Origin of the sequence: Guptibacillus spartinae, assembly GCF_028610625.1 — a bacterium.
GTDB classification, from domain to species: Bacteria; Bacillota; Bacilli; order Bacillales; family Guptibacillaceae; genus Guptibacillus; species Guptibacillus spartinae.
The window spans coordinates 20,320-44,758 of the sequence record NZ_JAQQWU010000003.1 but is presented as its reverse complement, the minus strand read 5'-3'; the positions used below and the strand labels follow the sequence as shown (position 1 = coordinate 44,758).

The following is a 24,439-nucleotide window of genomic DNA, read 5'->3' as shown; positions in this document are numbered from 1 at the left end:
CCCTCCACCATCTTTTTAAGATAAAATTTCACTCGGCAGCGCTTCAGGTTGTTTGCACGTACTTGTCATCTTATAGTGCTCACCTTTCACTGAAGCCGCATGAATGCCATGCATCATTTCAAGAACATGATAAGCCAGCTTTCCACTTGCCCTTATGTCACGTTTTGAATGTAAAGCGTCCACCATATCAATCACCCCAATACCCCGGCTATTTTCAAGAGATCCGTGTGTAAATGCGACTTCCGTCCATTCGGTCTCACCTGGTTTTCGCAAGAGCACCGGTCCACCGAACGTATTCGGATCTGGTACACTCAATGACCCATTCGTTCCATAGATTTCTAGAAAAGGAGTTTTCGATCCCCATACGTCAAAGCTCGTAATGATTGTGCCAATTGCCCCATTTTCAAAATCAAGAATTCCAGCAACATGCGTGGGAGTTTCCACGTTTATTTTCTGCCCGTACTTCGGTTCGCTCGTAATCGTACGCTCGTTTGACGTTATTCTCGCAGAACCTGTTAAGCGACGCACTGGACCAATTAAATGGATGAGCGCCGTTAAATAATATGGCCCCATATCAAACATAGGTCCTGCGCCCGCACGATAGAAAAACTCTGGATCAGGATGCCAGCTTTCCGGTCCGTGTCCCATCATAAAGGCCGTTGCAGCAACAGGTTCACCGATTGCGCCGTCCTCAATTAGCTTCTTGCATGTCTGAAGTCCACCACCAAGAAATGTATCAGGCGCAACACCTACGAAAAGTCCCTTTTCCTTCGCTTTAGCTAAAACATTCTCCCCATCTTCTAGCGTAATAGCGAGCGGTTTTTCTGAATACACGTGCTTTCCTGCTTCTAATACTCGTAGACTTACTTCCGCATGTGCTGCCGGTATGGTTAAATTCAGCACGAGATCAATCGCTTCATTTTCCAAAAGTTCATCCACGCTTAGAACATGAGGAATGCTATATTTCTCTGCTTTTTCCACTGCTTTAACTTCATTCAAATCCGACACGGCTACTATTTCAAGACTTTCCAAATCCCGAAGGTTTTTTAAGTAAATATCGCTAATATTGCCACAACCAATCACACCTATGTGAATCTTTTTCATTCTCTCACTCCTTTTATCTCTCTACCCTTTAACAGCACCGCCCGTTAGTCCCTTCACAACCTTTTCTTGCGAGAATAGATAGACAACGAGCATTGGAAGACTTGCAAGTGTTAATGCCGCCATTAAACCAGGCACATTAACTGAGAACTCCCCATAAAAATCCTGTAAACCAAGTGGCAGTGTCATATTTTCAGGACTCGACACGAGGACGAGTGCAAAAATAAATTCGTTCCAAAGGTGAATGAAGTTATAAATAAAAACTGTCATGAGGGCTGGGGTTAACATCGGAAGAATAATACGCCAGAAGATCCCGAAATGAGAGCATCCATCGATCTTCGCTGCTTCTTCCAATGACTTCGGAATTTCCTGCATAAATTGCGTTAATATGAAAATCGATATCGGCAGACTGAAAGCGATGTATGGACCAAGAAGCGCTAGTAATGAATCATACAAGCCCATATTTTGAGAGAGCTTAAAGATCGGAATCAGCGTCGCATGTATCGGAAGCATCATTCCCGAGATGAAGAGAAGGAAAAGCCCACGATTGAAACGAAAATTCATTCTACTTAATGGATAGCTTGCCAGTGCGGCAATCAGCATGACAGCCACGACCGCTGCTACCGAAACAAGGATACTGTTCAAGAAATACCGCGTTAAACCCATCTGAAAAACGTCCGCATAATTTCCCCATTCAATCGTTGTAAAAATCGCAAACGGTCTCTCGAAGAATGTGCTTTGATCTTTTAAAGAAGTGGAAATCATATAAATAAACGGATAGCCAGTGAAAACGAGTAGCACCAAACCGATTAAATACAAAGGGATCTTTCTGAGTGATTGGACCATTAGAAAGCTCCTTTCTTCTTGCGATTATAATCAACAACTTGAATAAGGATCGTAACGACGAGGGCGATCAAAAACATAATAAAAGCAATCGCACTTGCATAGCCCATATTAAAATTAATAAAAGCCTGTTTAAACATGTAAGTTCCCATTAGCTCCGTCGCATGGTTTGGTCCCCCGCCGGTCATAATGTAGAAAATATCGAATGCTTTTAATGAACCTACTATCGCTAGAATGGATGAACTTACAATGGTCGGCATAAGCAACGGCAACGTAATATGAAAGAACTTTTGCCACGAGTTCGCTCCATCAATTTCTGCAGATTCGTAGAGTTCTTCTCCAATACCAACCATAGCTGCTTTGAAAAGAATCATATAGAAAGGCGAGAACTGCCAGACAACAACGAGAAGAATCGCAATTAAAGCCGTATTTTCATCACTAAGCCATGCCACATTCTCAAATCCAAGAAAATTAATAAGTTGATTAATAATGCCGTTAATCGGGTCAAACATGTAAACCCATAACAAACCAATCGCAACGGTTGACATCAAAAAAGGTAGAAAATAGACACTGCTGAATAGCCGAATCCCTCGAATAGGCGCAAACAGCATTAAAGCCATGATCATCCCAAGTGGAATTTGAACAAAGACAGATGTCATCACGACCCACGCATTGTTCGTAAGCGAGGTCCAAAAAATCGCATCATGAAATAATTGGACATAATTATCAAGACCAATGAACGTCTTATCACTTGTGCCATCCCAACTGTAAAAGCTATAGCTCAATGTTGATAGAATCGGATAGACGACATAGACCAAGTAAACAATTAACGCTGGCGCAGTGAACAGACTTATCGTGACCAATTTCCTCATATTCTTCTTCTTCGCCTGACGCACAACCTTCGTCGTCTCGCTGCTTCTCGTCACTTCAGCTGTTTCCATGCTTTATGCTCTCCCTTCTGTAGATAAGAAAGAGGGACGCCCCCCTCTTTCACTTATTCAAGCAGTTCTTCTGCCTTTGCTTCCATTTTGTTTGCAGCTTCCTCTGGCGTCATCGAGAGTCCAAAGAGCGCCTGGGTTGTATCTTTATGAAGTTCTGCAAGCTCTGGAGGGAGCGTTTGATCATAAGGCATTTGAATGTGGGAGGCATTTTGCGCAACATCATAGAACTGTTTAACAAATTCATCCTCTGGCACGACATCTTTGACGGCAGCAAGCGTTCCTGTACGATCTGTGAATTTCTGTGCGGCTTCTTTACTAGTTAACGCCTTGATAAATTCAGCAGCTAAATCAGGATTTTTAGATTCTTTGGCTACTGACCAAACCGGTCCTGTAGCTCCACCAACTTGTGTATCATTCCCTTCCCCACCTTCAATCGTTGGGAAGACAAAGAATCCAAGCTTATCTTCAAACTGTGGTGCTTCTTCTCTAACGTTATTTAAAAAGGAAATCGTCATATCCATCATCGCAGCCTGTCCAGAATACATGAGCTGACGACCGCGGCCTTCATCGTAAGGAATCCCATTAAAGCCCTCGTTGAAAGCATCCATTTTTACGAGTTCCTGGATGTATTCACCGGCTTCTACATAAGCAGGATCATCAAACCCACGTCCTTCTCGATTGAATGCGCTTTCAAATAAGTCAGGACCGCCAATTCGACTTGCAAAGTTCATTAAGTAATACGCACCTGGCCACTTCGTTTTATTTGTTAACGCAAGTGGGGTAACATCGTTTTCTTTCAAAGTCTTAATAATTTCAGTAAACTCCTCGTACGTCTTTGGTTCCTCAAGGTTATACTTTTCAAAAATTACTTTGTTGTAAAAAATCACATCCAAAGATAATCCTAACGGGACGCCATACACTTTATCATCGAAAGTTCCGTTATTTAGCGCCATTTCTAAATAGTGATCTTGATCCACATTTTCTGTAATATCTTTAACATTTCCTTGATCAACAAAATGCTTTAACCAGCCGCCACCCCAGCTCTGGAATACATCCGGTGGATTACCGCCTGACATGGAAACAGCTAGCTTCTGTTTGTAAGCATCATTGGGTGTTTGGAGCAACTTAATCTTTACACCCTCATGATCTTCTTCAAACTGTTTTGCAACTTCCTGGAAAAGTTTTTCCCGTTCGCCCGTTTCTAAGTGCCAAACTTCAATTACCTTCTCATCTCCGTTATCGGCATTTCCAGAAGCACCCTGATTTCCCCCACATGCGGCTAACAGCATCAACACCATCACCGATAATAAAGCCGATATTTTCTTCATGCTTTACCCCCTCATTTTGTAGTCCTGATCCTAAAAAACGCTTTAAGAATGCTTGCTAAGAAAATAGTTCAAACTCATTTCAATACTCTCAAAAGGAGAGCGCTTACATTTATCCTGTTCAACAATCCACCAGTCAACATTCGATTGATCTCCTTGTTGAAGAACACCATTAAGGTCAACGCCACCAGTTCCAAGTTCAGCAAAGAATTGCTCGCCATCTGTTGTCATATCTTTTAAATGAACAAGAGGTGTGCGATCTTGATACCGCTTCATCCAATCAACCGGGTTCTCACCGGCACGTGTTAACCAATAGATATCAAACTCTGCTTTTAGCCATTCTGGATTCGTTTCATCCAATATCGTTTCAAGGGCTGTTTTACCGCTCGATAGACGCTCTAATTCAAAATCATGGTTGTGATAGCATAATGAAAGACCTTCTTTCGCGCATTCCTTTCCAACATCATTCAACGTTTGAATCAGCTCTGTATATCCTTTTTCATTACGTTGTTCAGGTGATAGAAATGGACAAACTATTTTCTTACTCCCAATCTCGTGCTGTGCCGTTATGACCTCACTCAAATCCCTCTTCAGCACGTCAAGAGGAATATGACTTGATGCCGCTTTGAGTCCAAGACCATCAATCAGCTTTCTTAGTTCCTTCGCAGCCATATCATAATAGCCAGCAAACTCGACGCCTTGATAACCAATGTCGGCGACCTTTTTCAATGTCCCTGAAAAATCTTTTTCACTTTCTTCTCGTAATGTGTACATCTGTACTGCAACAGGTATATTCGCCATGCTATTCTCTCCTTTTTAAAATGAAATGAACGTACCGAACGACTAGCCCCATCACCTCCTGAAAATAGTTAACTTAAAAATGTAATGGATTACATTTTAATATCGTATTTATCAATAAAACACTATTAAATAAGGTAATTCCTCCTGTATATAAAGTAAACGATTACATTTTGTTATAACAGTATAGTCATTGAGACTAAACCTGTTTGTTATACCCACATGAATCTCGGATAATCAGTTTTGTATCTAGAACAAGCTGTTTCTTCGTTAACGGTTCACCTTTAATTTGTTTCAATAGAAGTTCCATTGAGCGTTTCCCCATTCCCAATAAGGGTTGCGCTATTGTGGTAAGTGCTGGTTCAAAGATTTTTGAGAACTGAATGTTATCAAATCCCACAACCGCAACGTCTTCCGGTACTTTCATATTCTGGTCTTTCACTGCCTTGATTGCCCCCATGGCCATACTATCGTTCGCAGCAAAAATAGCAGTCGGCGTCTCTTCCAATGCCAGAAACTTATTCATCTGGTTATACCCTGATTCATACGTGTGGTCCCCTTCTTGGATCAGCACGCCTTCAATCGCAACTTCATTCGCAAGAAGCGCTTGTCGATAACCTTTTAACCGATCTCTACAAAGCAAGCTGTTTAGCGGTCCGGTAATCATTCCTATTCGGCTATGGCCAAGTTGAAGCAAATGTTCCACTGCTTCACGAGCACTACTAATATTATCGATCGCTACTGTCGGAACATTTAACCCTTCAATAAAATCCGAAGTTAGGACAACTGGATAGCGCTCCGCAATATCCGTAATCACGTCTTTATCAAGCCTGGTTGTTAATAAAATCATGCCATCCACTTGCTTCTGCTTAAGCTCTTCAATATAACTATATGCTTTTTCGGGATCTTGATAGGTATTACCAAGCAAAACCTTGTATCCATGCTGACCTGCAACAAGGTCTATACCTGCAATCATTTGCGGAAAGACATTATTCACAATAGAGGGCACGACTACAAGAATGGTTTTCGTTTCAGTCCTTCTAAAATAACGCGCTAAAATATTCGGTTGATAATTCAGCTCTTCAATTGCCTGAAGCACTTTTATTCGCGTCTTCTCTTTTACAGCTTCAGGATTCTGAATCACTCTGGACACGGTCGCTGTCGAAACATTCGCAAGTTTTGCCACGTCTGTCATATTTGCCATTTCAATTGTCTCCTAGTGTTTAAAATAAATACTTGTCTTATTCCAAACTATAAATGGCTTTGGCAAAGAATTCAAGCTAAAATGTAATGGATTACATTTTGTTGATCAATCGTTGTCGTTGATGCTCATTATAGAGAAGATTTTGATGAATTACAATGTTTTTTGAAAATTATTTATTTTTAGTCTTTCGTTCGTCTAGTATGCATCCTTTTTATATACCAGTGAAAGCCACATAGAAAAGAGTCCATTACGTGAATCGTAATGGACTCCCTATTTTATTAATCAACCGTTTAATTAATTCGAAGTTCCTGCTGATTCATCATTTTCGTTTTAGCAAAGGGACTTTTCACCCCGCTAATGTTGAATAAAAACAGCTTGGCTGCCTTACTAACGAAAACGGAAGTTCCGAGCACGATCGTGAAAACAAGAACAAAATATTCTTTCTGCCACAAAGCATCTGGTAAGATGCTCGAATAAGTAAAAATAATCAGCGGGTAAACGAAGTAAAGTCCTACGGTATTTTCACCGATAGATTGAAAGAAAATATCAAGCAGTACCACTTTTCTAACTGAATGATATATTCCGAGTAATGACATCATGATGATCGGCACTGTTATCATCAGAGACCATTCTTGAAGAAAGATAGAGCCATACATGAAATAATACAACACCTCGTAACCAATGAATCCAATTAATGTAACAAATCCTAATTGATTGAACCTATTTAGAAGGCTCTGTACACCTTCCCAGTGACGAGCTAAGAGACCTCCAAATATAAAGAAGAAAATCCACTTCAATAGCAAACCCTCTTGCGACAAAAATTCATTTCCTCCAGTTAATGCAGTAGATAGAAAATAGTAATGGACCACTCCAGAAACAATCGTTAAAAGAGACCAACCCAGTTTTGAATGAACAAGTTTTAGGACAGGAAATATGAGAAGGAATTGAAGAACAACTGAAATAAAAAACAAATGGTAGAAAGAATTTCCCATCGCAATATGAACGAAAGAATCTTTCCAGCCTATGAACATCTGTGCATTCATCACTATTTTTAAAAGGACAAGATAGAAAAGACTCCAGAGAACGAACAAAAGAACAACTTTTGAAACCTCAAAAGAACTTAACTGCTTCTCCCTTTTTTTATTACCCGATTTTTTAAATAAATATAACCCAACAATCACTGCAAACATCGCGATACCTAATTGACTGAGTTGATAAGGAATGGAACTAATTTCATTCAACGACTGCTTTCCTCCAAAGAAAAACAATTCCGAAACATGAACGAGTATTAGAAACAAACAAGTAATCGCACTTAGAAAAATGATTTCCTTATAACCTTGATTCGATTTTTGCATGAGCTCACATCCCGTTGTGGTTTGGCTTGATACTTCTATTATAAGGATGTACTTCTCTCTATGGAGTTAGAATGGCTATTCTTTACAAAAGATTAATAGAGCTAACATGATCCTTACAAAGAATTCATTTCCACGAAACAACTTCAGCAAGGCCCCTTCGACAAAATCCGGGTGGTGACAGGGACCTATATTTTTTTCTCCCACCATGCCCCTTTTCGCTCTTTCCAAACGATATATAGAGTGAAAGGAGGTGACTCACATGGCAACAGCATCTCTCATGGACACGCAGCTTCGCCTGGTTCTTGAAGTAGGCGTAGATGAAAACGGCAAGTCGATCTTTCGCAGCAAGAACTTCAATAATGTGAAAACATCGGCTACGCCTGATGCCCTCTTCGCAGTGGCATTAGCCCTAGCACCGCTTCAACAGCACAACCTGTTTGCAGTTGAACGCAATGACTCTTCTGATCTTCAGGCGTAAGTCCCAAGAGCAGCACGATGATTAAGAAAGGTGGAAACCACTTATGGCAAAAACAATTGAACTTCAATTCACCACGCGTGACAACAAACCATTTTCCATCACACTGACTGATCCAATTGAACCGGTGAACCCGGTAGCGATCGAAGTTGCCATGGATGCAGTCATTCTCCAAAACTGCTTCACCACAAGTGGCGGTGACGTTGTAGGTAAGAAAGGTGCTCGCATCATTGAACGTAACGAAAGTGACATTACCATTGGCTAAATGATTTTGAGGAAGGGCATGTGTCCTTCCTCTTTCATCCGTGCCAAAAAAAAGAAGGTCCTCCATGTCGCTCGAAAGCGAGGTGGAGTTCCCGTTGGTTCATCCCTATCACAGCGACTCTCTCTTCCTTCTCTCTACTCTTACATAAATCTTTCTTCAACCAAAGATTCATACATAAACAACTTCATAACGACAACCCGCTTCCTACCTTTTTTAAAAGAAAAGCATATGAGGTTTCTTTAAGTGTGCGGTGCGTCAGAACGTGAATGCCTACCACACGTTTGAAAACAAAACTTGTCAGGTGAGCTGAAGCCGATGCAGAAAATTCAGCGTTCCCACATTCCGCATTTCCCGGTTTCTGTGGTGGGAAGCTATGGCGAGAACGGCCTTAACGGTTCGGGTAGGTAATCAGGTGTACTACGGTACAGGTGGCCGTCCGCAGAATACGCACATTGGGCTGGTTTAATGTGTAGAAAGCGTGCGGTTGAAGAAATTCAAACGTTCAAATCGGGTGATACGGTGGAACCCTCAGAAGGTCTCAGTATACTTCAGTAAGAACGTCTACTTTTACAATGCTGATGTTTTCGTCAGCGCTGTAAAGGTAGTCGTTCTCTGTCCAATGTTTCCTATCTGATCTAGTGCCTTCAGTCATGAAGAGCGTTAAAGAGTCAAGAGCTGAACAAGGGTTTTAAAGGTTTATCTTTCAAATGTAATAGAGCTGAACAAACGTTTCTACTCTTAAATACAAGTGAGAAAAAGAGAGGAGAACAAGTGATAAGAGAAGGAGGAGGACCGGGTCAGATTTGGAGGAGGGTTGTAATATGTTACATAAAAGAACAAACGACTATCCTGATAATCTAGGATCCATCAATAAGAGATTACTTCAATCCTTTTTCCTTGATACGCTCTTTCAAAATCACTTTCACTTCTTCCATTTCAGCTAGTTGTTGCTCTTGATAAGTCATGATTTGAGAAAATCCAAGGAGGAGAGTTCCAGAGAAAAAACTACTTATGATCACAACAAAACCATTCACCCAGGATAAAGAAACATTCCAAATGATGATGCCGATAATCGTTCCAAAAATAAGAATGAGCCATCCTATCAGGAAAGCCATTACTTTAATTCCACTATCACGTTTAGTTTTCATGTTCCCACCCCTTTTCAATTAAATCAGGAAAAATAAAGCTAAATGACTTTTTTCCATTTATATAAAAGCATCACCATGAAATTCCCCAGTGATGCTCCAATTAAAGTTGGATTCAAATGAATCTTGGTAATCTACTATTTACGTTTAACCATTTACCTCTTTAACCAAATTAAGGTTAACCTTATGCCATTCAAATGGTTCATTCGACAATTAGTTACATATACCGGGTGGTGACAGGCACCATTATAAAGGCAGTAGCACACTCACCGTAGTCCCCACGCCCAGTTCACTTTCAAATTCAATCCGACCACCATGTTCATGAATAATTTTGTAGCATACTACCAATCCTAGCCCAGTGCCCCCCTCTTTATTGGAGAAGAAAGGATCACCGAGATGCTTTAGGCGTTCTTTCGAAATGCCCACCCCCTGATCCGAGATTGCTATTCGAAAGGTTTCGCCCTCTTCCCTTGTTTGGATCGTGAGTATGCCTCCATCTGGCATGGATTCAATCCCGTTCTTAATTAAATTGATCAACACTTGCTTCATTTGATTCACTTCACATTGAACCCCATGAATTTGTTCTCCGAAATCTCTTTCGATACATACATTACTCATGCGCGCCTGCGATTCCATTATTGATAATGTATCGCATATGAGCGTTGTGAGATTTGCCTGCTGATACGTCACAGCTTGTGGCTTTGCTAGAGATAAGAACTCTGAAATAATGTTTTCGATTCGGTTCATTTCAGACATCATCAACTCGTGGATTTTACCATCAATTTTCCCTTTGTATAATTGGATAAAACCTTTTACTGCCGTTAGAGGGTTCCGCACCTCGTGAGCCACAGCGGCGGCTAATTGACCAATCACCGACAATTTTTCGGAGCGCAATAACAATTCTTCCGTCCGTTTTCGATCCCCAATGTTCCGCGTAATCGCTGATATCGCCAGCACCACGCCATCCTTATCTCTAAGCGGAGAGTAGGTGACGCTAACTTCAATTAGCCTGCCATCCTTATGCTTTCGAAGCGCTTCATAATCTACGATTTCATTGCCATCAGTTACTGTCTGACAGATGTAGGTTGCTTCCTCATAATGGCCATCTGGATAAAGATCAATCATATTTTGAGGCATGTTCTCTTCAGAATACCCGTATAGTCGCTGAAAAGCCAGGTTCGTTTTTAAAACTTCCCCATTTAAATTAATGACAGAAATGCCATCTGCACTATTTGAAAAAATGGATTCTAATAACTCCTTTGTTTCAAGCAAATCCTCTTCTACCCTTTTTCGATGGGTACTATCGCGACCAATCGAAATGAGATACCCTCTCTTTTCTTCCCCTAATGGCCCAGTTGCTTTAACAATATCAAACGTTCGTTCTTCCCCATTATGAAAAAGCTGATGTTCAAAATGAATGTTTGATGTTTCCCCTCCTAGTTTCTGCGGAAAACCTTCCTTTAGCAGGGGAATAGCGTCCCATTCCGGACTACCAATTTCAGCAAAGGTTTTACCTACAACATCACGTCCTTCTAAATTAAACAATTTCTTCGCATAATGATTCATCTCTAAAATCTGTCCATCCTGATTTTGAAAAACCACAAATTCCGGCATCGAATTGATGAGAGAACGAAGAAGCTCTTCTTGTTTAAAGGCTTCATGCTGCGCCCATTTATAAGCACTAATATCTTTTAAAATCGTATAGACGCCGATATAAGAGTGATTGAGTTTAATGGGAATCGTTTTAACTTCAATATAAATATGATCTCCATTTTTATGAGTAAGTTTTGTTTCATAAACCTGTGCCTTTCCCTTTAGTGCTCGGTCCGTATAATATTTCATCTTTTTTAATTCTTTAAATGAGATATTCTGTTCATATGTATGGATAATTTCGCTCTTCTCATAGCCAATCATGGATTGAAGGGATCGATTAATGTCCGTAATATTGCCCTCTGGATCAACAAAAATAATACCGTCAGGGTTTTCAGCAATCAAAAAATCATGTTTCAAGTGGAGTTCACTTAACTCTTGCCTCATATTGTCCTCGTGATTTGAGGAAATGCTTTTTACACAAACGAACAGCAAACGATCTTTCTCCAGAGAGGAAATTTCAATAAGATGAGTTTCCTTGCTAGAAACCGAAGTAAAAACAACTTCGATTGAATTCGTTAATGAAGAACTCCTTAGCTCCTTTATATAATGCGGAAGAGAAGGGTGATCATTCGACTTCCAAATACAATCAATATCGTAACACTCTCTATCATCATCTTCTGGAAGAATCTTTTTCCCTTCTTCGTTACAGTAAATCACAGTACCCTCTAAATCTACTACGAATAATGGGAGGGGGATTCTTTCATAATATTTTTCATAAACCACCGCGCCCAAGCCACCCTCCATAATTTGGTTTCCATTCCTGTTATTATCTCATATTTTAAAATAGATGTAAGGATTATCCAAACAAATAAACCGCTGACTTTAGAGCAGCGGTTTACTTGTTTTTCTATTAATCTGTAAATCACACTAGAATTTCCAGGCTATAAATTTATTAAACGTTTGTTTAAAACCGAAAACACCCATCACCTAGCCATCTGTTTTCGAAACTCGCTTAACCTCTTGAAGCAATGGTTCGTATAAATCCGAGCCTTTTTTCACGTAATGAAGTTCTTTCATTCCTGGCACTTTCAGATGGATAGCCCCACTTTGTTTGTTGTACCATAACCGCAACCCATCTAGAAAAACGGATTTTTCTGTTTCGGAAACTTCTAATTTCATCATTTATCGCTCAATCCTTTCATTAGTAGTGCTCATTAACAAATGCCTGCTCTTCCTCAGCAGACAATAACCGACTCGCCTTTCCGACTGATCCGTTGTTCAAGTTCCAAAGCTCGTTATGAATGTAGACCGCATTTTCAAAATTTCCGTTCTTCCACTTCGTTAACGCTTGTTCATATAAATCGTAATGTTCATATTCTCCTGTACCTTTTACTTGATCCAGAACAGCGAGCATGTCGTCAATACGCACATCTGTCATTTCAACAAGTGTCCACTTTTCATCAGCATGCACCTTTTGATGTGTCATTCCGTGAAGGGTGTTCATAAAATGTTGTTCACTCGGAAGTTCATCATTTGCTGTGGAATTTGATCCGTCATCAATGTAGCGTTCTGGATCAATTCCTTCTTCTGTACTCTCCGCTGACGACGCCTCCGTTGAATCATTCTCTCCTGTCAGATTCGCATTGATGTCCGAGATAAACCAATAGGCAAGCCCTAAAGTGAGAATAACGATTGATGTGATTGAAATAAGTAGTGTTTTGGTGGATGGCATGTTTTGAACAACTCCTTATATTTAATTAATGGAAGATTTACTCATAGTATTGTGATATAAATTCTTGTTCTTCTTCATCAGTCAACAACCGTGTTGCTTTTCCAGTTGTCCCCCCATTCCATTTCCAGATTTGATTATGTACATCTAAAGCATTTTCGAAATTCCCTTGCTTCCATTGAATTAGTGTCTCGTAATAGAAATCATAATGTTCATAAGTTTCCTGTTCCTTGATATTTTCTAGAATATCCAACAAATTCGAGATGTTCTTATCATTCATTTCATAAAGGCCCCATTTTTCTTCAGCCTGTACTTTTTGATGGGTCATCCCGTGAATATAATCTATGAACTGCGATTCTGGTGGAATTGACTCACGATTACGAGTTGGTTCATTTTCTACAGGATCAATAGCTTTACTAATTCCAGTCTTCCCTTCGCGGTTTCCCTTATCACTAATTTGGCTTTTCATGACATTGTCTGAATACCCATAGGATGAAAAGAGAATAAGCAGAATAAAACAAAAGGCTATGGATAGAACTGGTGCCAGTCGATTTGATTTTTTCTTAGTCTCACTATTTTTAATTGCTTTATAATAAATCCGCTCCTTCTCCTCCTCACTCACCTCACCCTTCTTCAAAACCGTTTCATCCATATCCCTACGAAGATTTTTCAGCTTGTCCTCCATCTACTCAACCTCCTTATAAAGCTCACGAAGTTGCAATTTAGCACGCCTTAATCTCGTTTTAATCGTCTCTGCTTTAATGCCTGTTAACTCTTCGATTTCTTGAAGACTTAGATCTTCATAATAAAATAAAATGATCACTTCTCGATATTTCACCGGAAGTAAAAGCACCTTCTGAGAAATCTCTTCCCCTTCACTTTTTTGAACGAGTATCTCATCAAGTCCAGTGCCCACCTCCACCTTTTCGTCCCCACGAAACGGAATCATCGACCTGAACCACTTACTTTTCAAATAATCTTTGCAGCGATTGACGGTAATTTTAAATAGCCACGTTTTATAGCTACTGTCTCCCCTAAAATGGTCGATGTTTTTAAAACAAGAAATAAACACTTCCTGCGTAATATCATCAGCCACCGTCCAATTTTTCACATATGTAAAAGCTAGGCGCTTGATCGGTTCTGCAAAATCATCGATCAACTCCCGGAGTAATTCATTTCTCTCAAATTCATTCTCTCTTTTTTTCTCCCCCAACTAGCTCCCCCCTGGATTTCCCTGTATGATAGACGACCTACTTTCCATAATCGGTTCAAAAAGTGACCATTTTAATCAAAAAATAACGAATTTTACCGTAAAATGGTTTAGCTTCAAAACTATAACATAAAAAAGAATCACAGAAAGCGACGATGCTTTTTGTGATTCTTCCAATATGAACATTAAACAAACGTTTGTTTAACCTTTCAAGACCTTCATATTCTTCTCCACATACGCCCAATTCTGTGGAAACGGAAACCGCAATCGCCAATAAGTAGCCCCAAGCAGATCATAGGCCTGCATTTGTTTATACTTGGCTTTCATGCTTTCAATGTCCTCAAACCACACGATATGCTCTTTATCTAGCAGGTTGTAGCTGTAAGTTGGAGCCTGGGCAGTCTGATTGTATTGAATGGGGAGCCAACCACTAATGGCACGATTTTGCGCATTTTGCACTGGAATCATTTCAGCTGGCTTTTGCGTGGGCAACGCCCAATCGTATCCATAAAGACTCATCGCCATCATCACTTTACGGCGGTTAATTTGCCCCGTTGCATACATTAACATCTCTTCCACCCACCAAACCGGTGCGATCGGATCTGGTGGTCCAATGGCATAACCGTAATCGATTGTCATAACGGAAACGATGTCCACGATCTCACCAACAGCTCGATAATCAAGAAAACCTACGAGTCGATTTGTTGGCATATCGCTGCTTTTCGCATGTGCATTGAGCTGGAGCGTTAGATTGCCAAGTCCGTTCTTTAACTCTTGCAAAAATGCTGTAAAATCCCTTCTTCTTTCTGGTGGCACAAATTCAAAGTCAACGCTAACGCCTGCATACCCTTTTTCTTTCACAATAGTAACGAGATTTTTCACGAGGGTCCTTCTTCTTTCCTTGCTTTGAAGAACAACATCAGCTAGCTCGGCGCTAAACGTTTGGACATCATAATTACTAATTACGAGCAATGGCTTTATGTTCAGCTGCTTTGTTCTTTGCAAAATAAAATCATCATTTATCATAATGAGTTCTCCCATAGGAGTGAACGAATAAGTAAAGATAGCTAAATAGGTGATTAATCCTGCTAATTTATTCAACGTTTCTAAATATGGCGAGCCTTCAATTGCATCAAAGAAGACGAGCGTTTCCATCTCATATTTCTGCGTAGTAGGAATTCGAACCCTAGCCCCAACTGGGAGAGCAGTCGGATTCAATGTCGGATTAGCAGCGACAATCTCTTGAACAGAAGTTCTATATTGTTGAGAGAGATTCCAAAACGTGTCGCCCTGTTTAAGCTGATAAAATCGTTCAGGTAGATCCTGATCCGGGATATACAGGTTTAATCCTGGAACAAGCCGATCAGACATAAGTCCATTCACTGTCTTTATTGTAGAAATTGGCACACTATAGGCCAATGAAATTTGCCAGAGATTATCTCCACTCACCACCGTATGAACCGACATAGAATCTCCTCCCAATTATGCAACAGGCTATATTATAAGTGTATTTCGTAAAGGAGGCGTTCATGAATGCCCCACATTCCAAACACTGATTCGACAAATCGTTACAAACTTCGGGTGGTGACAGGCACTAACTCCACCATTCTGCTACTTCTTTTGCACCACTAAATAAGGATGTATTTAAATTTAAAATAAAATACCTTATCACATTAATCCAAAAGATTCATGACTAATGTACCATTATTTATAGTATACTAATTTGGATAATAATAACTTTATTGGGAGGTGTTTCTTTACGGAACCAAGTCTTCTTCTGAGATTTAATGGATTGATCTTAGATAAAAGGGAGATTGTTATCGGTAAATAAAACCCACACTTACAGAAGGCCAATCTATTCGAAGGGGATTACGATGCTATGATTCATGAGATAAGAGAGTCTATCTCATTTTCTATAAAGCTATCCTGTTACTTAATCGACTTATACGAAAAAGAAAACATCCAGTGAAATTATGGAGAATGAATGAAAATCTAGCATTGGACAAGCTTTGATAAACTTCGGATGGTGACAGGCACTCATAAAAATTGAAAAGGGGAAAACATTTGAAAAAGACGATAATAACACTTGTTCTTTCAATGGCGCTTGCTATTGGTGGATATGTTGGGTACGAAAGCTTTTTTAATCACAATGAAACTACCAACATAGCAGTCGTTGAGGATACTGAAGCAAAAGCACAAACAGATGAACAACCCCATACCGAATTAGAACAAGAAACGGTAAAGGAAAAGTCAGCTAAAACCACTGAACCTGAAAATAAGGATCCGAAACCAAAAGAAGAGGTAAATCAGTCGAATCAGACTTCTACAAAACCAGAATCAGTCCCGCCACTAGATCAGCAAGAAGTACAGGAGATACTAAAATCAAATCTTACTGCTATCCGAACTGTTTTAATGAATAAAGGAGAAGAGAACGGGTGGGGAGTAAATAATCCAGGGAAATACTCTGTAATTAAACCAGCTGTAGCTCCATATGTAACAGAACACTTTTCAACTGAAACGCTACAAAAACTTTCAGAAGTGTATTATTGTGAATGTGATTTTCCTTATCTTCCAAGCGTAATAGATGACGTGAAATTTTCCTATAAACAAAATGGAAATAGCCTCCAAATCCAAGCCCTGTCCCCAGGCGATAATCTAAATACAATGGGATCCATGTGGAAATTCACAATAGTAAATGCAGATAATAGTTGGAAGATGGAGCATTGGGAAGAGCAATCATTGGAAGGTAAGGATATTCAACTCAACAAAGAAGAAGCCGCCCAGCTTCTGGCTTATGGTACAGAAGCACCTATTTACGTGGATGAATTCTATTCAGACCAAGCTAAAGGGAAGGCCTACCTCTTTGATATGAGTACGGCTGAAAGTGAATACTTTGTTGGGGTTAGCTCGAAAGATACTCAGCTTGTCTATGATTACCCTAAACAGGAGTCATCAAGTGAAGATCTAAATCGCTCAACCGCTTCTCAAACCATTTACATAGAGGATTTTTACCTAGAGTATTTTCAGGCCTTGCATTTTGACTATACAAGAGAGCAATTGCTAGAAGAATTTGGCCCTCCACTAACAGAGATTCAAGAAAGTAATGGGCGTCGTTTAGAATATCCCGACGCTATCTATTATATCTCTAAAAATAGTCAAGTCGTTTATGCTGTTAAAATCCATGAAGAGCAGGCTTCTAGGTATTATGCAACCTTTGATGAAGTAATTGCTGGGTTTAATCCAGATCCAGTATATGCTAAATTTGAAAATAGTAATAATTTTACGGACGAAGATGGATACGTGCTAACGATGGATAGTTATGAGGAACATCTTTATTTCACTTCAAATAATGAGAACGGAAATCCTATTAACTCCATTTTTGTTACAATTGATTATTTAAAATAAGTTTTTTATTAATGATCGATTAAATTATCCATAGTTCCATTCTTTTGGGATGATAAATCAAAAAAGCAGTCTTTCCGGATAGTTGGGAAAGGCTGCTTTTTTTTAAAATTGCTATGTTGATAGAGTTGATAGAGAACAACTATGCCGCCCGTCTAAAATAATTCCGATCATGCTTCGCAGCAAAAGCTTCTTCATTTGAACAGAGGTAGATAATCCCTTCTATCAGTCCAATCACTGCAGGTATATAAGTCCAACACAGTAATAGATAAATGATACCCCATCCCCATCTTCCAAGATAAAACTTATGAACACCTATTCCTCCAAGTAAAATACCCAGTACTCCTGCAACTACTTTGCTTTTCGTATAAACAGGTACTGTAGCCCCATTCGAACCACTAGAACTAGCTGCGGAGCTTGCTGCTCCCCCGCCTCCCCCAGCATTCATAAAAACCATGGGATTTGAGTTGTTTTTACTCTCTTCTAACTTCTCAATCTTACTTTTACTCTCTGTCATCAATTCACTAATACAGGTTTTACAATAATTCTTACGCTGAACTTCAGTATTACACTCATCACAAATAAATTTCCCACACCCGACGCATGTACCGACGGATGATCGATCTTCGTGAATATAGCAGCTAATCCCCAAAGCTACTCCCCCTTAAAATGACCATTAATTACAAATTCTATTATATACCATATTGGTGTTTTTTTGGATAAATATAGAGATTCATGTCACATTTAATTTTCACATCTAAATCATACTACCTCATTCAAACCCACAAGCTCATTCCATTCTTTCCAAACACGCTTCTTCCGGATCATACGATGATACATCCGGTGCCTCATAAGATTGGATAATTAGCTCTTCAATCGAATCTACTGATTGTTGAAGAGAAGTGTAATTGTCTTCAATATAAAGCGCTGTTGAAACCAAAACAGTATCCGCTTTTGCTACGCTTGGATCTCGATAGACATGTTTTTCCCATGTTCTAGCGATCTTGATCACTTTTTCATTAAAAGTTGCCGCTTCCCATTGCTCAAACGTCCACTTTTCTTCTGGATTAGGCGATTGGACGCTCACATCGTTACCCGATTGATTAGTGACTTCTTGTCCTTTTCCCTCTTTAATCTTCAATTCTCCTTCTTGCAAGCCAACAAGATATTGAACCTCAAATGTTTTTGGATTTTCCTCTCCTTCATTCACCGCCTTAATCGTTCCTTTAACAAGCATTTCATTCTTCGACTGCTCTAAAACATGATCAATTGAAAAGTGAATAGAAGTTGTATCTTGGTACCCAGAAGAAAAAGATTCATAACTCATTTTGTTTCTCCATGGTTCTCCTATTAGAGCATACGCAATCTCATAATCCCTCCTCACAATAGCAGAATAAAATTCATTAATGAGGATAGAAGCTGTGTCGCTTGAATGAAGATTCTTTTCCTTAGAAGAAGCAACTTGCCCCTGATCATATAACTGACTAAATCGATCAACTTCTTCTCCATTGCTCCTAACAATTAAGGCACCATCCTTAAAAGCAATACTTCCTTGAGGGTAGTCTCCATCCCATTTTGTAAGAACCTCCCCAATCCCTGATTCAGTTTCACCCAACACATAGAAACTAAGGAAGGCACCGCTCCCACTGTTTAACCCTATCACCACTTGTTCTTTCTTTTTGTCATCCAGCATATTTGCCATTTCTAGAAAGTTAAGTTTTTCCATACCTCCGTAGTTTTCATGCGAATGATCTTCGTAGACAGGTATCCATGTTCTATTTTGCAAATCATACTCATAAACAGTGATTAAATCCTTCTCAGCATCTCGCAAAATTGTGACAAATTCAGGGATAGCATCTCCGTGGAAATTCACTTTTTTTATTGAGTCAGTATCTCTCGATGTGAGGTTAAAACCAGATTCAATAATGGACTTAACCTCTTCTGGAGATAGTTCATCTTCATTACTCTCATCAGTCGCTTGATCAGATGCTCCAGTTGGTTCGTCTGCTGGCGGGATATCTTCTTCATTCTCAAGTGTATTAGAAGATTCCGTTATGGAAGCTGTTGATTTTGTCTTATTGTCATTTGAACATGCAACGATTACGGCCAATATCAATAAGATAAAGCTCCATTTTTTCATAACCATTACCTGCTTTCCTCTATAAATCGAAAGGAATCGTGGCGTATATCCCCCACGATTCCTTTCATTCACATACTTCTCCCTCAGCCTCGACAATTAGTGACAAATACCGGGTGGTGACAGGCACCAACCGCTCAATCTACTGAAAAAATATCATCCTCCACACCCGTTCCAACAGCACTTTCTCCACCTAGAATAATGTAATCCGTTGTTTGCTCTTCTTTAAAGAACGTATAAGTAGAGTCTGGCAACTGATTTTTCTTTGTTAGAATCGTTGGTGCACCAAATTTTGCAGCTAAAACTGAGCCAGTTAACGCGTCTGCGAACCCTTCACCAGTAGCGACAAAGACAAAACCTGTTGGAAGTTCGAGCTTCTTAGCGACAGCAATCGAAGTTTCATAGCGATCATTTCCTTTAATTCTAGTTGGGGAAGGAAGCTGTTTCGCCACTTTATCACTGATTGCACTTGGACCACCAATCACATACGTTTTTGTATAACTCGACATCGCTTTCTTCGTTGCTTGCGATAGCTCATTTTTATCCGTTAGAAAAATCGGGTGACCGTACATCGCCGCATAAGGTGCCATCGATAGGGCATCAGGGAAATTCCCTCCGTACGCTACGACTGCTGTGCGATTAGGAAGAAGCGTCTCGGAAATCGCGGCTGCCGTTTCGTATCGATTTTCTCCTTGAATGCGATTCACACTTAACTTCAACTCTTTTTTCAATTCATTTTCTACTGCTGATGAAACAGCATTCGGTCCACCAAGAATTGTCACCTTCTTCACGCCAAACTCTTTCATTACATCCCTGACCCGCTTATCAAGCTTGGCTTTTGGTGTTAATAGAATCGGGGCATCCATTTGAAAGGCAAGAGGAGCTCCAGCTAACGCATCTGGGAAAGTAGTCCCTGTCGCAAGCACGACATTATCTGCTCCATCTGGCCAACCTGCTCTCGCAATCTCAATTGCTGTTTCATAGCGATTGTCACCTGAAATACGTTGAATATATTCCATATTCATAGCAGATAAGGCATACATGCTATCAGTGCCGCCACCATTTAGATCAATTGCACCAATATAATAAGTTCCTTCTGGAATCACATAGAGCTGAAATTGGATTCCATCGTAGACATCAGAAGCATCTGGCTCCAACCAATTTCCATAGCCATCTGCAAGCAAAAAGCCAAGATCAATCCCTCTCTGCGCCGTACCAGAGACAAGCAATTCCATTGGATTTTTCACTTCAACTTGATAGATATCTACATCTTCCCATTCGAAAGTTCCGTATACGGTATCATCGAGATGTAATAGATTCGCTTGATTGAACGAATCATTCGGTTCATTTTCCCAATAATCCGTCAATGTTTTGATTTTATTAGGATCAGTCGCAAGCTTTTCTTTTACCTGGGTCTTCATTTTGTCCATTTCTTCTTTAGTAAAAGTTGTCCCCTTCTCCTGCCTCACCTTATTAATCTCATTCTTCAATTCCCCATGCTCATCACTTGCGGCATACCCGTTCATAGGGATTAATAGTCCCCCAAACAATAGAGCTACGAACAAATTAAGCACCGTTTTCCTCATGCAACCATCCCCCATTTTTCCCAAATTGTGTCATAACACTACTCTATTATATAGGTACTAGGAACCAGAAACCATGAGAGGTTCTGTCGATTAATAGGAAATAATAAGCAGTCGGATTGATCCTTTACATGACAAATGAAAAAAGAATTCGATCCAAATAGCCTGGTTCGAATTCTTTCTTTCTACGCATTTACACTTTCAGATACCATCTCTTCCTATGACATACAAAAGCAATAATCGTCCAGAATAGCAAATTAAGAAGAGCATAGGCTAATTGAGGATGCGGAACGAAAGACGCTAGGCCATCATAAAGAATGGTGGCCAACGATTCATTCTTTCCGTCATTCTTCAACGTAAGATGGATTAACAAAGATGCCAGCATAAATTTACCAAAGTAAATTAAAAAGCTATTTCGTCCAAATGCTTCTAAATACCAAACAATCGGCTTCATATATGTCTCTTTCGCATCTACTTTTCCTTTATCAAAAAGGAGATACAGAATGGATAGCATCGAAGACGTTAGACCAGCAGCAAGCATTGCAAATGCAGGGGTCCATAATCGCTTATTATATGGGAGAAATTGATGCCAAATTAGAGATAAAGCGATGACGAGCAAACCAATTCCTAGCAGTTCTTTCCATGCACCGGTTTCTTTTCTTGATAGAATTAATTTTCCGATGGCGAAGCCGAACAAAACATTCGACAACGCAGAAAAACTAGTGACTAGCCCTTCAGGATCATATCCACGCTTCCCTTGATGATACAAGTGGTCTTCACCGAAAATGGCACGATCGATAATCCCAGATGGATTGCAGTCTGGTTGAGGCATCTGATCTTCACACGATTGTCCGAATGTAAGGAGAGCTCCTCCATAAATCGAAGAAACCAACAAAGCGATCAGCATGAGTTTAAAGGGAGACTTCACAAAATATGTAATGGTAACGGCGACAATGCCAAGGAAAGCAAACATCTGCAAAACACCAGTCCATCGTAAAGTCGCAAAATCAAGACTCCACGTAACGATGATTGTAAAAATAATACCGTAAACAATGAGACGAACAGTTCGCTTAATTATTTTTTCCCATTTCACCCCGCGCTGATAGGCAATGGCCATACTTGCCCCAAAAATTGTGATGAAAGTAGGGAGAATCACATCAATAATAGTCACACCATACCATTCCGCATGGCGAAGACTTTCATACTCGATACGACCAGCAGGAATCGTACTTAAAAAAACAGATAAAACAACAATAATCCCTCTCAACATATCAAGGGAATAGACTCTCTTCTTTTTCATTTGCTGAGCTTTAGACATACCAGAATCCTTTCACACACATTCTTATTTCTCCTACTATGAAAGTATACACCAGGCAAAAAAACTTTGATAGAATTGAAAAGTGACAATTTTCCAGTTTGGGGGATTCAAATGAGAGTTTTCTACCTTTTTTTACTACTATTATGTATCAGTCCGCTCAATGCTTGCAGTATGATAGACACCGAGCCAGAAACTTCTGTGTTTTATGCTCCTCATGCAGACGATGAAGTTTTAAGTCTTGGTCCATCGATTCTTCGACAGCTCGATAAAGGAAATAAAGTAGCAGTAGTCTTACTATCACATGGAGAAGCAAGTCAATCCCTAAAGACGATAAATGAACGATTAATCGAAAAGAAGGAAGCTCCTATTACAGAAAAAGAATTTGGCGACTCACGAGTAAAGGAATTCAAAAAATCCGTTACAGAATTAGAAGTGGAAGAGGAAGACGTGTATGTTTATGACCTTCCCGATGGAGAGATAAAAAAAGAAGACGTCATGAGCATCGTACTCGAAATGGAAAAACGCTACCCATCTGCGAGCCACCATACCTTAACCTATAAAGATCCTCATCGCGATCACGCTGCTTCCGGCTCAGCATTAAAGAAGTTAGTAAAAGAAGGAGCTATCGATTCCGCCCGTTATTACATTCCGATACAGGAGTTTCAGAATATGGAATATGAGGATGCCTATGCCGTTCCCGAAAATCGAATGGATGAATACGACGATAGCTTAGAAGCTTATCAGTTATGGGACACGGATGAGGATTTTTATAGCATTGGGTACATCTCGGTAAATTCTTATTTCGAAAAAGCAGAGCAGTATCATCAAAGCCGATGGCATAAATAAAGCGTGGCCATTCCTATATCGGTTTGTATCTTAAAAGTGACTCATTTTATTATTGTATCTTTTAATATAAGAGATAAACAACCATCAACTTGGAGGAATCAATGAAGCAACCTATCTTTTCAGCAGGCCGCCAAATAAATAATGAGTTCAAAACGACTGATCCTGAAGATCTACCGAAAGTACAAGCTTTTGAAGATGACTTTACAGAGGTTTCTTACAATTAACTGAAGAGACGAGAGAAGGATTTTATCCCTTCTTATCAGGAACGAGAAGATATAAAATGGATTTTCCAGCTCAAGGAGTAATGGATGTAAAAAGCATTTCACAAAGATAAGCATGGTAATAAACAAACGTTTAGCTTAAGCACACAAATTTCACCAAAAACTAGTACGAATGTCCTCACTTCGCTAACCAACCAAGAAAATCTCCTAGTTACATTCCAAGAAAAGGTTATCTATTGTATCTTTTAATAAGAAACCTACAACAACTATATGAAGCTGGAGGATAACAATGAGGTTATTTATTAGTCTACTCATGGTTTTATCTATATTTATAGGAGGCTGTCAAATGAGTGAAGAAAATCAAACAACGGATCCAGAGAAAGTAGAGGCTGAGAAACTTCCGAGTGTAAGAGCATTTGAAGATGAGTTTACTAAGGGGTTCCTTCAATCAATTAACGAGACTGAAGAAGGATTTTATCCTTTTCTTTCTAAAACTGGAGCTTATAGTATGAACTTCCCTCAAGAGGGCGTTATAGATGAAAGAGGGTATTATGTACAAGACGATAGTGAAAAATATAGTATTGGTTTTAAAGATAATAATGTAAGTACGAGAATCAACATGAAATACTATCAATTTATGAAAGCTGAATTTATGAAATCTAGCTTACAAACTCTTGAAGAAAATTTTGATCTCCCTCTACAATTTCAAGAAAAAAAACTAGACGGACGTACGATACAAAGATCTTTTTATGAAGATGAAGATGGTTACTTTGGAATTGTCGCCTTGATTCAGAACACAGAAAATAACGGGGCTATTGAAGTGACAACACTTTCAGAGTGTAGTAAGGGTAATGTTGAAAGTGACTGTAATCAAGTGATGAAAGATTACAAAACCACTACTTATAATTGGTTGGAATCCATCAAATTCATTACAGAAAGTGAGTAAAC

General features: G+C 39.6%; 23 protein-coding genes and 2 pseudogenes. 7 read left to right on the top strand and 18 right to left on the bottom strand.

Translation table 11 applies throughout. The features are described from left to right. Nucleotides 1-15: 15 nt before the first annotated feature. The 7 genes from PQ511_RS06940 to PQ511_RS06910 form a co-directional block, all read right to left on the bottom strand. The gene (locus PQ511_RS06940; protein ID WP_273851184.1) at nt 16-1,104 is read right to left on the bottom strand and encodes a Gfo/Idh/MocA family protein; all 1,089 of its coding nucleotides are present in this window, start codon (nt 1,102-1,104) and stop codon (nt 16-18) included. Between the two features lie 21 nt (nt 1,105-1,125). Beyond that, nucleotides 1,126-1,947 (bottom strand): carbohydrate ABC transporter permease, encoded by an 822-nt coding sequence (locus PQ511_RS06935; RefSeq protein ID WP_273851183.1) that lies wholly within the window; start codon nt 1,945-1,947, stop codon nt 1,126-1,128. Continuing rightward, complete coding sequence (locus PQ511_RS06930; protein ID WP_273851182.1) at nt 1,947-2,885, bottom strand: carbohydrate ABC transporter permease; 939 nt, start codon at nt 2,883-2,885, stop codon at nt 1,947-1,949. Before PQ511_RS06930 ends, PQ511_RS06935 begins: the two co-directional genes overlap by 1 nt. A 53-nt stretch (nt 2,886-2,938) precedes the next feature. Further along, nucleotides 2,939-4,213, bottom strand: coding sequence for an ABC transporter substrate-binding protein (locus tag PQ511_RS06925; protein ID WP_273851181.1), 1,275 nt, complete (start codon nt 4,211-4,213; stop codon nt 2,939-2,941). A 42-nt stretch (nt 4,214-4,255) separates the two neighbouring features. Next, nucleotides 4,256-5,011, bottom strand: a complete 756-nt coding sequence (locus PQ511_RS06920; protein WP_273851180.1) for a sugar phosphate isomerase/epimerase family protein — start codon at nt 5,009-5,011, stop codon at nt 4,256-4,258. A gap of 196 nt (nt 5,012-5,207) precedes the next feature. Beyond that, nucleotides 5,208-6,212, bottom strand: coding sequence for a LacI family DNA-binding transcriptional regulator (locus PQ511_RS06915; protein ID WP_273851179.1), 1,005 nt, complete (start codon nt 6,210-6,212; stop codon nt 5,208-5,210). A 290-nt stretch (nt 6,213-6,502) separates the two neighbouring features. Beyond that, a complete protein-coding gene (locus PQ511_RS06910) occupies nt 6,503-7,567 on the bottom strand; it encodes an acyltransferase family protein (protein ID WP_273851178.1) in 1,065 nt (354 codons plus the stop codon). 259 nt (nt 7,568-7,826) lie between these two features. Here PQ511_RS06910 and PQ511_RS06905 point away from each other — a divergent pair, with 259 nt between their 5' ends. Next, nucleotides 7,827-8,045 (top strand): DUF1659 domain-containing protein, encoded by a 219-nt coding sequence (locus PQ511_RS06905; protein ID WP_224594531.1) that lies wholly within the window; start codon nt 7,827-7,829, stop codon nt 8,043-8,045. A gap of 43 nt (nt 8,046-8,088) precedes the next feature. Further along, a complete protein-coding gene (locus PQ511_RS06900) occupies nt 8,089-8,307 on the top strand; it encodes a DUF2922 domain-containing protein (protein WP_273851177.1) in 219 nt (72 codons plus the stop codon). 878 nt (nt 8,308-9,185) lie between these two features. On the opposite strand, the gene PQ511_RS06895 is transcribed toward PQ511_RS06900, so the two are convergent. From PQ511_RS06895 to PQ511_RS06865, 7 genes are all read right to left on the bottom strand, one after another. Next, the gene (locus PQ511_RS06895) at nt 9,186-9,455 is read right to left on the bottom strand and encodes a hypothetical protein (RefSeq protein ID WP_273851176.1); all 270 of its coding nucleotides are present in this window, start codon (nt 9,453-9,455) and stop codon (nt 9,186-9,188) included. A gap of 243 nt (nt 9,456-9,698) precedes the next feature. Continuing rightward, a complete protein-coding gene (locus PQ511_RS06890; RefSeq protein WP_273851541.1) occupies nt 9,699-11,828 on the bottom strand; it encodes a PAS domain-containing sensor histidine kinase in 2,130 nt (709 codons plus the stop codon). Nucleotides 11,829-12,032: 204 nt separating this feature from the next. Next, complete coding sequence (locus tag PQ511_RS06885) at nt 12,033-12,227, bottom strand: hypothetical protein (protein ID WP_273851175.1); 195 nt, start codon at nt 12,225-12,227, stop codon at nt 12,033-12,035. Nucleotides 12,228-12,246: 19 nt separating this feature from the next. Next, nucleotides 12,247-12,777 (bottom strand): DUF6241 domain-containing protein, encoded by a 531-nt coding sequence (locus PQ511_RS06880; RefSeq protein ID WP_273851174.1) that lies wholly within the window; start codon nt 12,775-12,777, stop codon nt 12,247-12,249. A gap of 37 nt (nt 12,778-12,814) precedes the next feature. Further along, a complete protein-coding gene (locus tag PQ511_RS06875; protein WP_273851173.1) occupies nt 12,815-13,459 on the bottom strand; it encodes a DUF6241 domain-containing protein in 645 nt (214 codons plus the stop codon). Continuing rightward, nucleotides 13,460-13,987, bottom strand: a complete 528-nt coding sequence (locus tag PQ511_RS06870; protein ID WP_273851172.1) for a sigma-70 family RNA polymerase sigma factor — start codon at nt 13,985-13,987, stop codon at nt 13,460-13,462. It lies immediately after the preceding gene. A 198-nt stretch (nt 13,988-14,185) separates the two neighbouring features. Beyond that, on the bottom strand, nt 14,186-15,451 hold the full coding sequence (locus PQ511_RS06865; RefSeq protein WP_273851171.1) for a glycosyl hydrolase family 18 protein: 1,266 nt from the start codon (nt 15,449-15,451) through the stop codon (nt 14,186-14,188). A 597-nt stretch (nt 15,452-16,048) separates the two neighbouring features. Here PQ511_RS06865 and PQ511_RS06860 point away from each other — a divergent pair. After that, entirely contained in the window at nt 16,049-17,389 is a 1,341-nt protein-coding gene (locus PQ511_RS06860) for a hypothetical protein (RefSeq protein ID WP_273851170.1), read from the top strand. A gap of 139 nt (nt 17,390-17,528) precedes the next feature. Here the strand turns inward: PQ511_RS06860 and PQ511_RS23800 are convergent. The 4 genes and pseudogenes from PQ511_RS23800 to PQ511_RS06840 form a co-directional block, all read right to left on the bottom strand. Further along, nucleotides 17,529-17,759 (bottom strand): annotated as a pseudogene (locus tag PQ511_RS23800) (TM2 domain-containing protein); the annotation flags it as partial. 417 nt (nt 17,760-18,176) lie between these two features. Further along, nucleotides 18,177-19,598 (bottom strand): hypothetical protein, encoded by a 1,422-nt coding sequence (locus tag PQ511_RS06850; RefSeq protein WP_273851169.1) that lies wholly within the window; start codon nt 19,596-19,598, stop codon nt 18,177-18,179. Between the two features lie 62 nt (nt 19,599-19,660). Then, nucleotides 19,661-21,109, bottom strand: a complete 1,449-nt coding sequence (locus PQ511_RS06845; RefSeq protein WP_273851168.1) for a cell wall-binding repeat-containing protein — start codon at nt 21,107-21,109, stop codon at nt 19,661-19,663. A 190-nt stretch (nt 21,110-21,299) separates the two neighbouring features. Next, a complete protein-coding gene (locus PQ511_RS06840) occupies nt 21,300-22,424 on the bottom strand; it encodes an acyltransferase family protein (protein ID WP_273851167.1) in 1,125 nt (374 codons plus the stop codon). Between the two features lie 111 nt (nt 22,425-22,535). On the opposite strand from PQ511_RS06840, the gene PQ511_RS06835 reads away from it, so the two are divergent. The 4 genes and pseudogenes from PQ511_RS06835 to PQ511_RS06825 all read left to right on the top strand — a co-directional run bounded on the left by PQ511_RS06835 (nt 22,536) and on the right by PQ511_RS06825 (nt 24,437). After that, nucleotides 22,536-23,270, top strand: a complete 735-nt coding sequence (locus PQ511_RS06835) for a PIG-L family deacetylase (protein ID WP_273851166.1) — start codon at nt 22,536-22,538, stop codon at nt 23,268-23,270. A gap of 101 nt (nt 23,271-23,371) precedes the next feature. Continuing rightward, nucleotides 23,372-23,494, top strand: a complete 123-nt coding sequence (locus tag PQ511_RS06830) for a hypothetical protein (RefSeq protein WP_273851165.1) — start codon at nt 23,372-23,374, stop codon at nt 23,492-23,494. A 38-nt stretch (nt 23,495-23,532) separates the two neighbouring features. After that, nucleotides 23,533-23,604 (top strand): annotated as a pseudogene (locus PQ511_RS23810) (hypothetical protein); the annotation flags it as partial. 233 nt (nt 23,605-23,837) lie between these two features. Continuing rightward, nucleotides 23,838-24,437 carry a hypothetical protein gene (locus tag PQ511_RS06825; RefSeq protein ID WP_273851164.1) on the top strand — a complete coding sequence of 200 codons (600 nt, stop codon included), beginning with the start codon at nt 23,838-23,840 and terminating at the stop codon, nt 24,435-24,437. The last annotated feature ends 2 nt before the right edge of the window (nt 24,438-24,439 follow it).

Excerpts from the sequence above, each read along its gene's own strand:
- PQ511_RS06940 (WP_273851184.1), bottom strand. The coding sequence starts at position 1,104 with ATGAAAAAGATTCACATAGGTGTGATTGGTTGTGGCAATATTAGCGAT.
- PQ511_RS06935 (WP_273851183.1), bottom strand. The coding sequence starts at position 1,947 with ATGGTCCAATCACTCAGAAAGATCCCTTTGTATTTAATCGGTTTGGTG.
- PQ511_RS06930 (WP_273851182.1), bottom strand. The coding sequence starts at position 2,885 with ATGGAAACAGCTGAAGTGACGAGAAGCAGCGAGACGACGAAGGTTGTG.
- PQ511_RS06925 (WP_273851181.1), bottom strand. The coding sequence starts at position 4,213 with ATGAAGAAAATATCGGCTTTATTATCGGTGATGGTGTTGATGCTGTTA.
- PQ511_RS06920 (WP_273851180.1), bottom strand. The coding sequence starts at position 5,011 with ATGGCGAATATACCTGTTGCAGTACAGATGTACACATTACGAGAAGAA.
- PQ511_RS06915 (WP_273851179.1), bottom strand. The coding sequence starts at position 6,212 with ATGGCAAATATGACAGACGTGGCAAAACTTGCGAATGTTTCGACAGCG.
- PQ511_RS06910 (WP_273851178.1), bottom strand. The coding sequence starts at position 7,567 with ATGCAAAAATCGAATCAAGGTTATAAGGAAATCATTTTTCTAAGTGCG.
- PQ511_RS06905 (WP_224594531.1), top strand. The coding sequence starts at position 7,827 with ATGGCAACAGCATCTCTCATGGACACGCAGCTTCGCCTGGTTCTTGAA.
- PQ511_RS06900 (WP_273851177.1), top strand. The coding sequence starts at position 8,089 with ATGGCAAAAACAATTGAACTTCAATTCACCACGCGTGACAACAAACCA.
- PQ511_RS06895 (WP_273851176.1), bottom strand. The coding sequence starts at position 9,455 with ATGAAAACTAAACGTGATAGTGGAATTAAAGTAATGGCTTTCCTGATA.
- PQ511_RS06885 (WP_273851175.1), bottom strand. The coding sequence starts at position 12,227 with ATGATGAAATTAGAAGTTTCCGAAACAGAAAAATCCGTTTTTCTAGAT.
- PQ511_RS06880 (WP_273851174.1), bottom strand. The coding sequence starts at position 12,777 with ATGCCATCCACCAAAACACTACTTATTTCAATCACATCAATCGTTATT.
- PQ511_RS06875 (WP_273851173.1), bottom strand. The coding sequence starts at position 13,459 with ATGGAGGACAAGCTGAAAAATCTTCGTAGGGATATGGATGAAACGGTT.
- PQ511_RS06865 (WP_273851171.1), bottom strand. The coding sequence starts at position 15,451 with ATGTCGGTTCATACGGTGGTGAGTGGAGATAATCTCTGGCAAATTTCA.
- PQ511_RS06845 (WP_273851168.1), bottom strand. The coding sequence starts at position 21,109 with ATGAGGAAAACGGTGCTTAATTTGTTCGTAGCTCTATTGTTTGGGGGA.
- PQ511_RS06840 (WP_273851167.1), bottom strand. The coding sequence starts at position 22,424 with ATGTCTAAAGCTCAGCAAATGAAAAAGAAGAGAGTCTATTCCCTTGAT.
- PQ511_RS06835 (WP_273851166.1), top strand. The coding sequence starts at position 22,536 with ATGAGAGTTTTCTACCTTTTTTTACTACTATTATGTATCAGTCCGCTC.
- PQ511_RS06830 (WP_273851165.1), top strand. The coding sequence starts at position 23,372 with ATGAAGCAACCTATCTTTTCAGCAGGCCGCCAAATAAATAATGAGTTC.
- PQ511_RS06825 (WP_273851164.1), top strand. The coding sequence starts at position 23,838 with ATGAGTGAAGAAAATCAAACAACGGATCCAGAGAAAGTAGAGGCTGAG.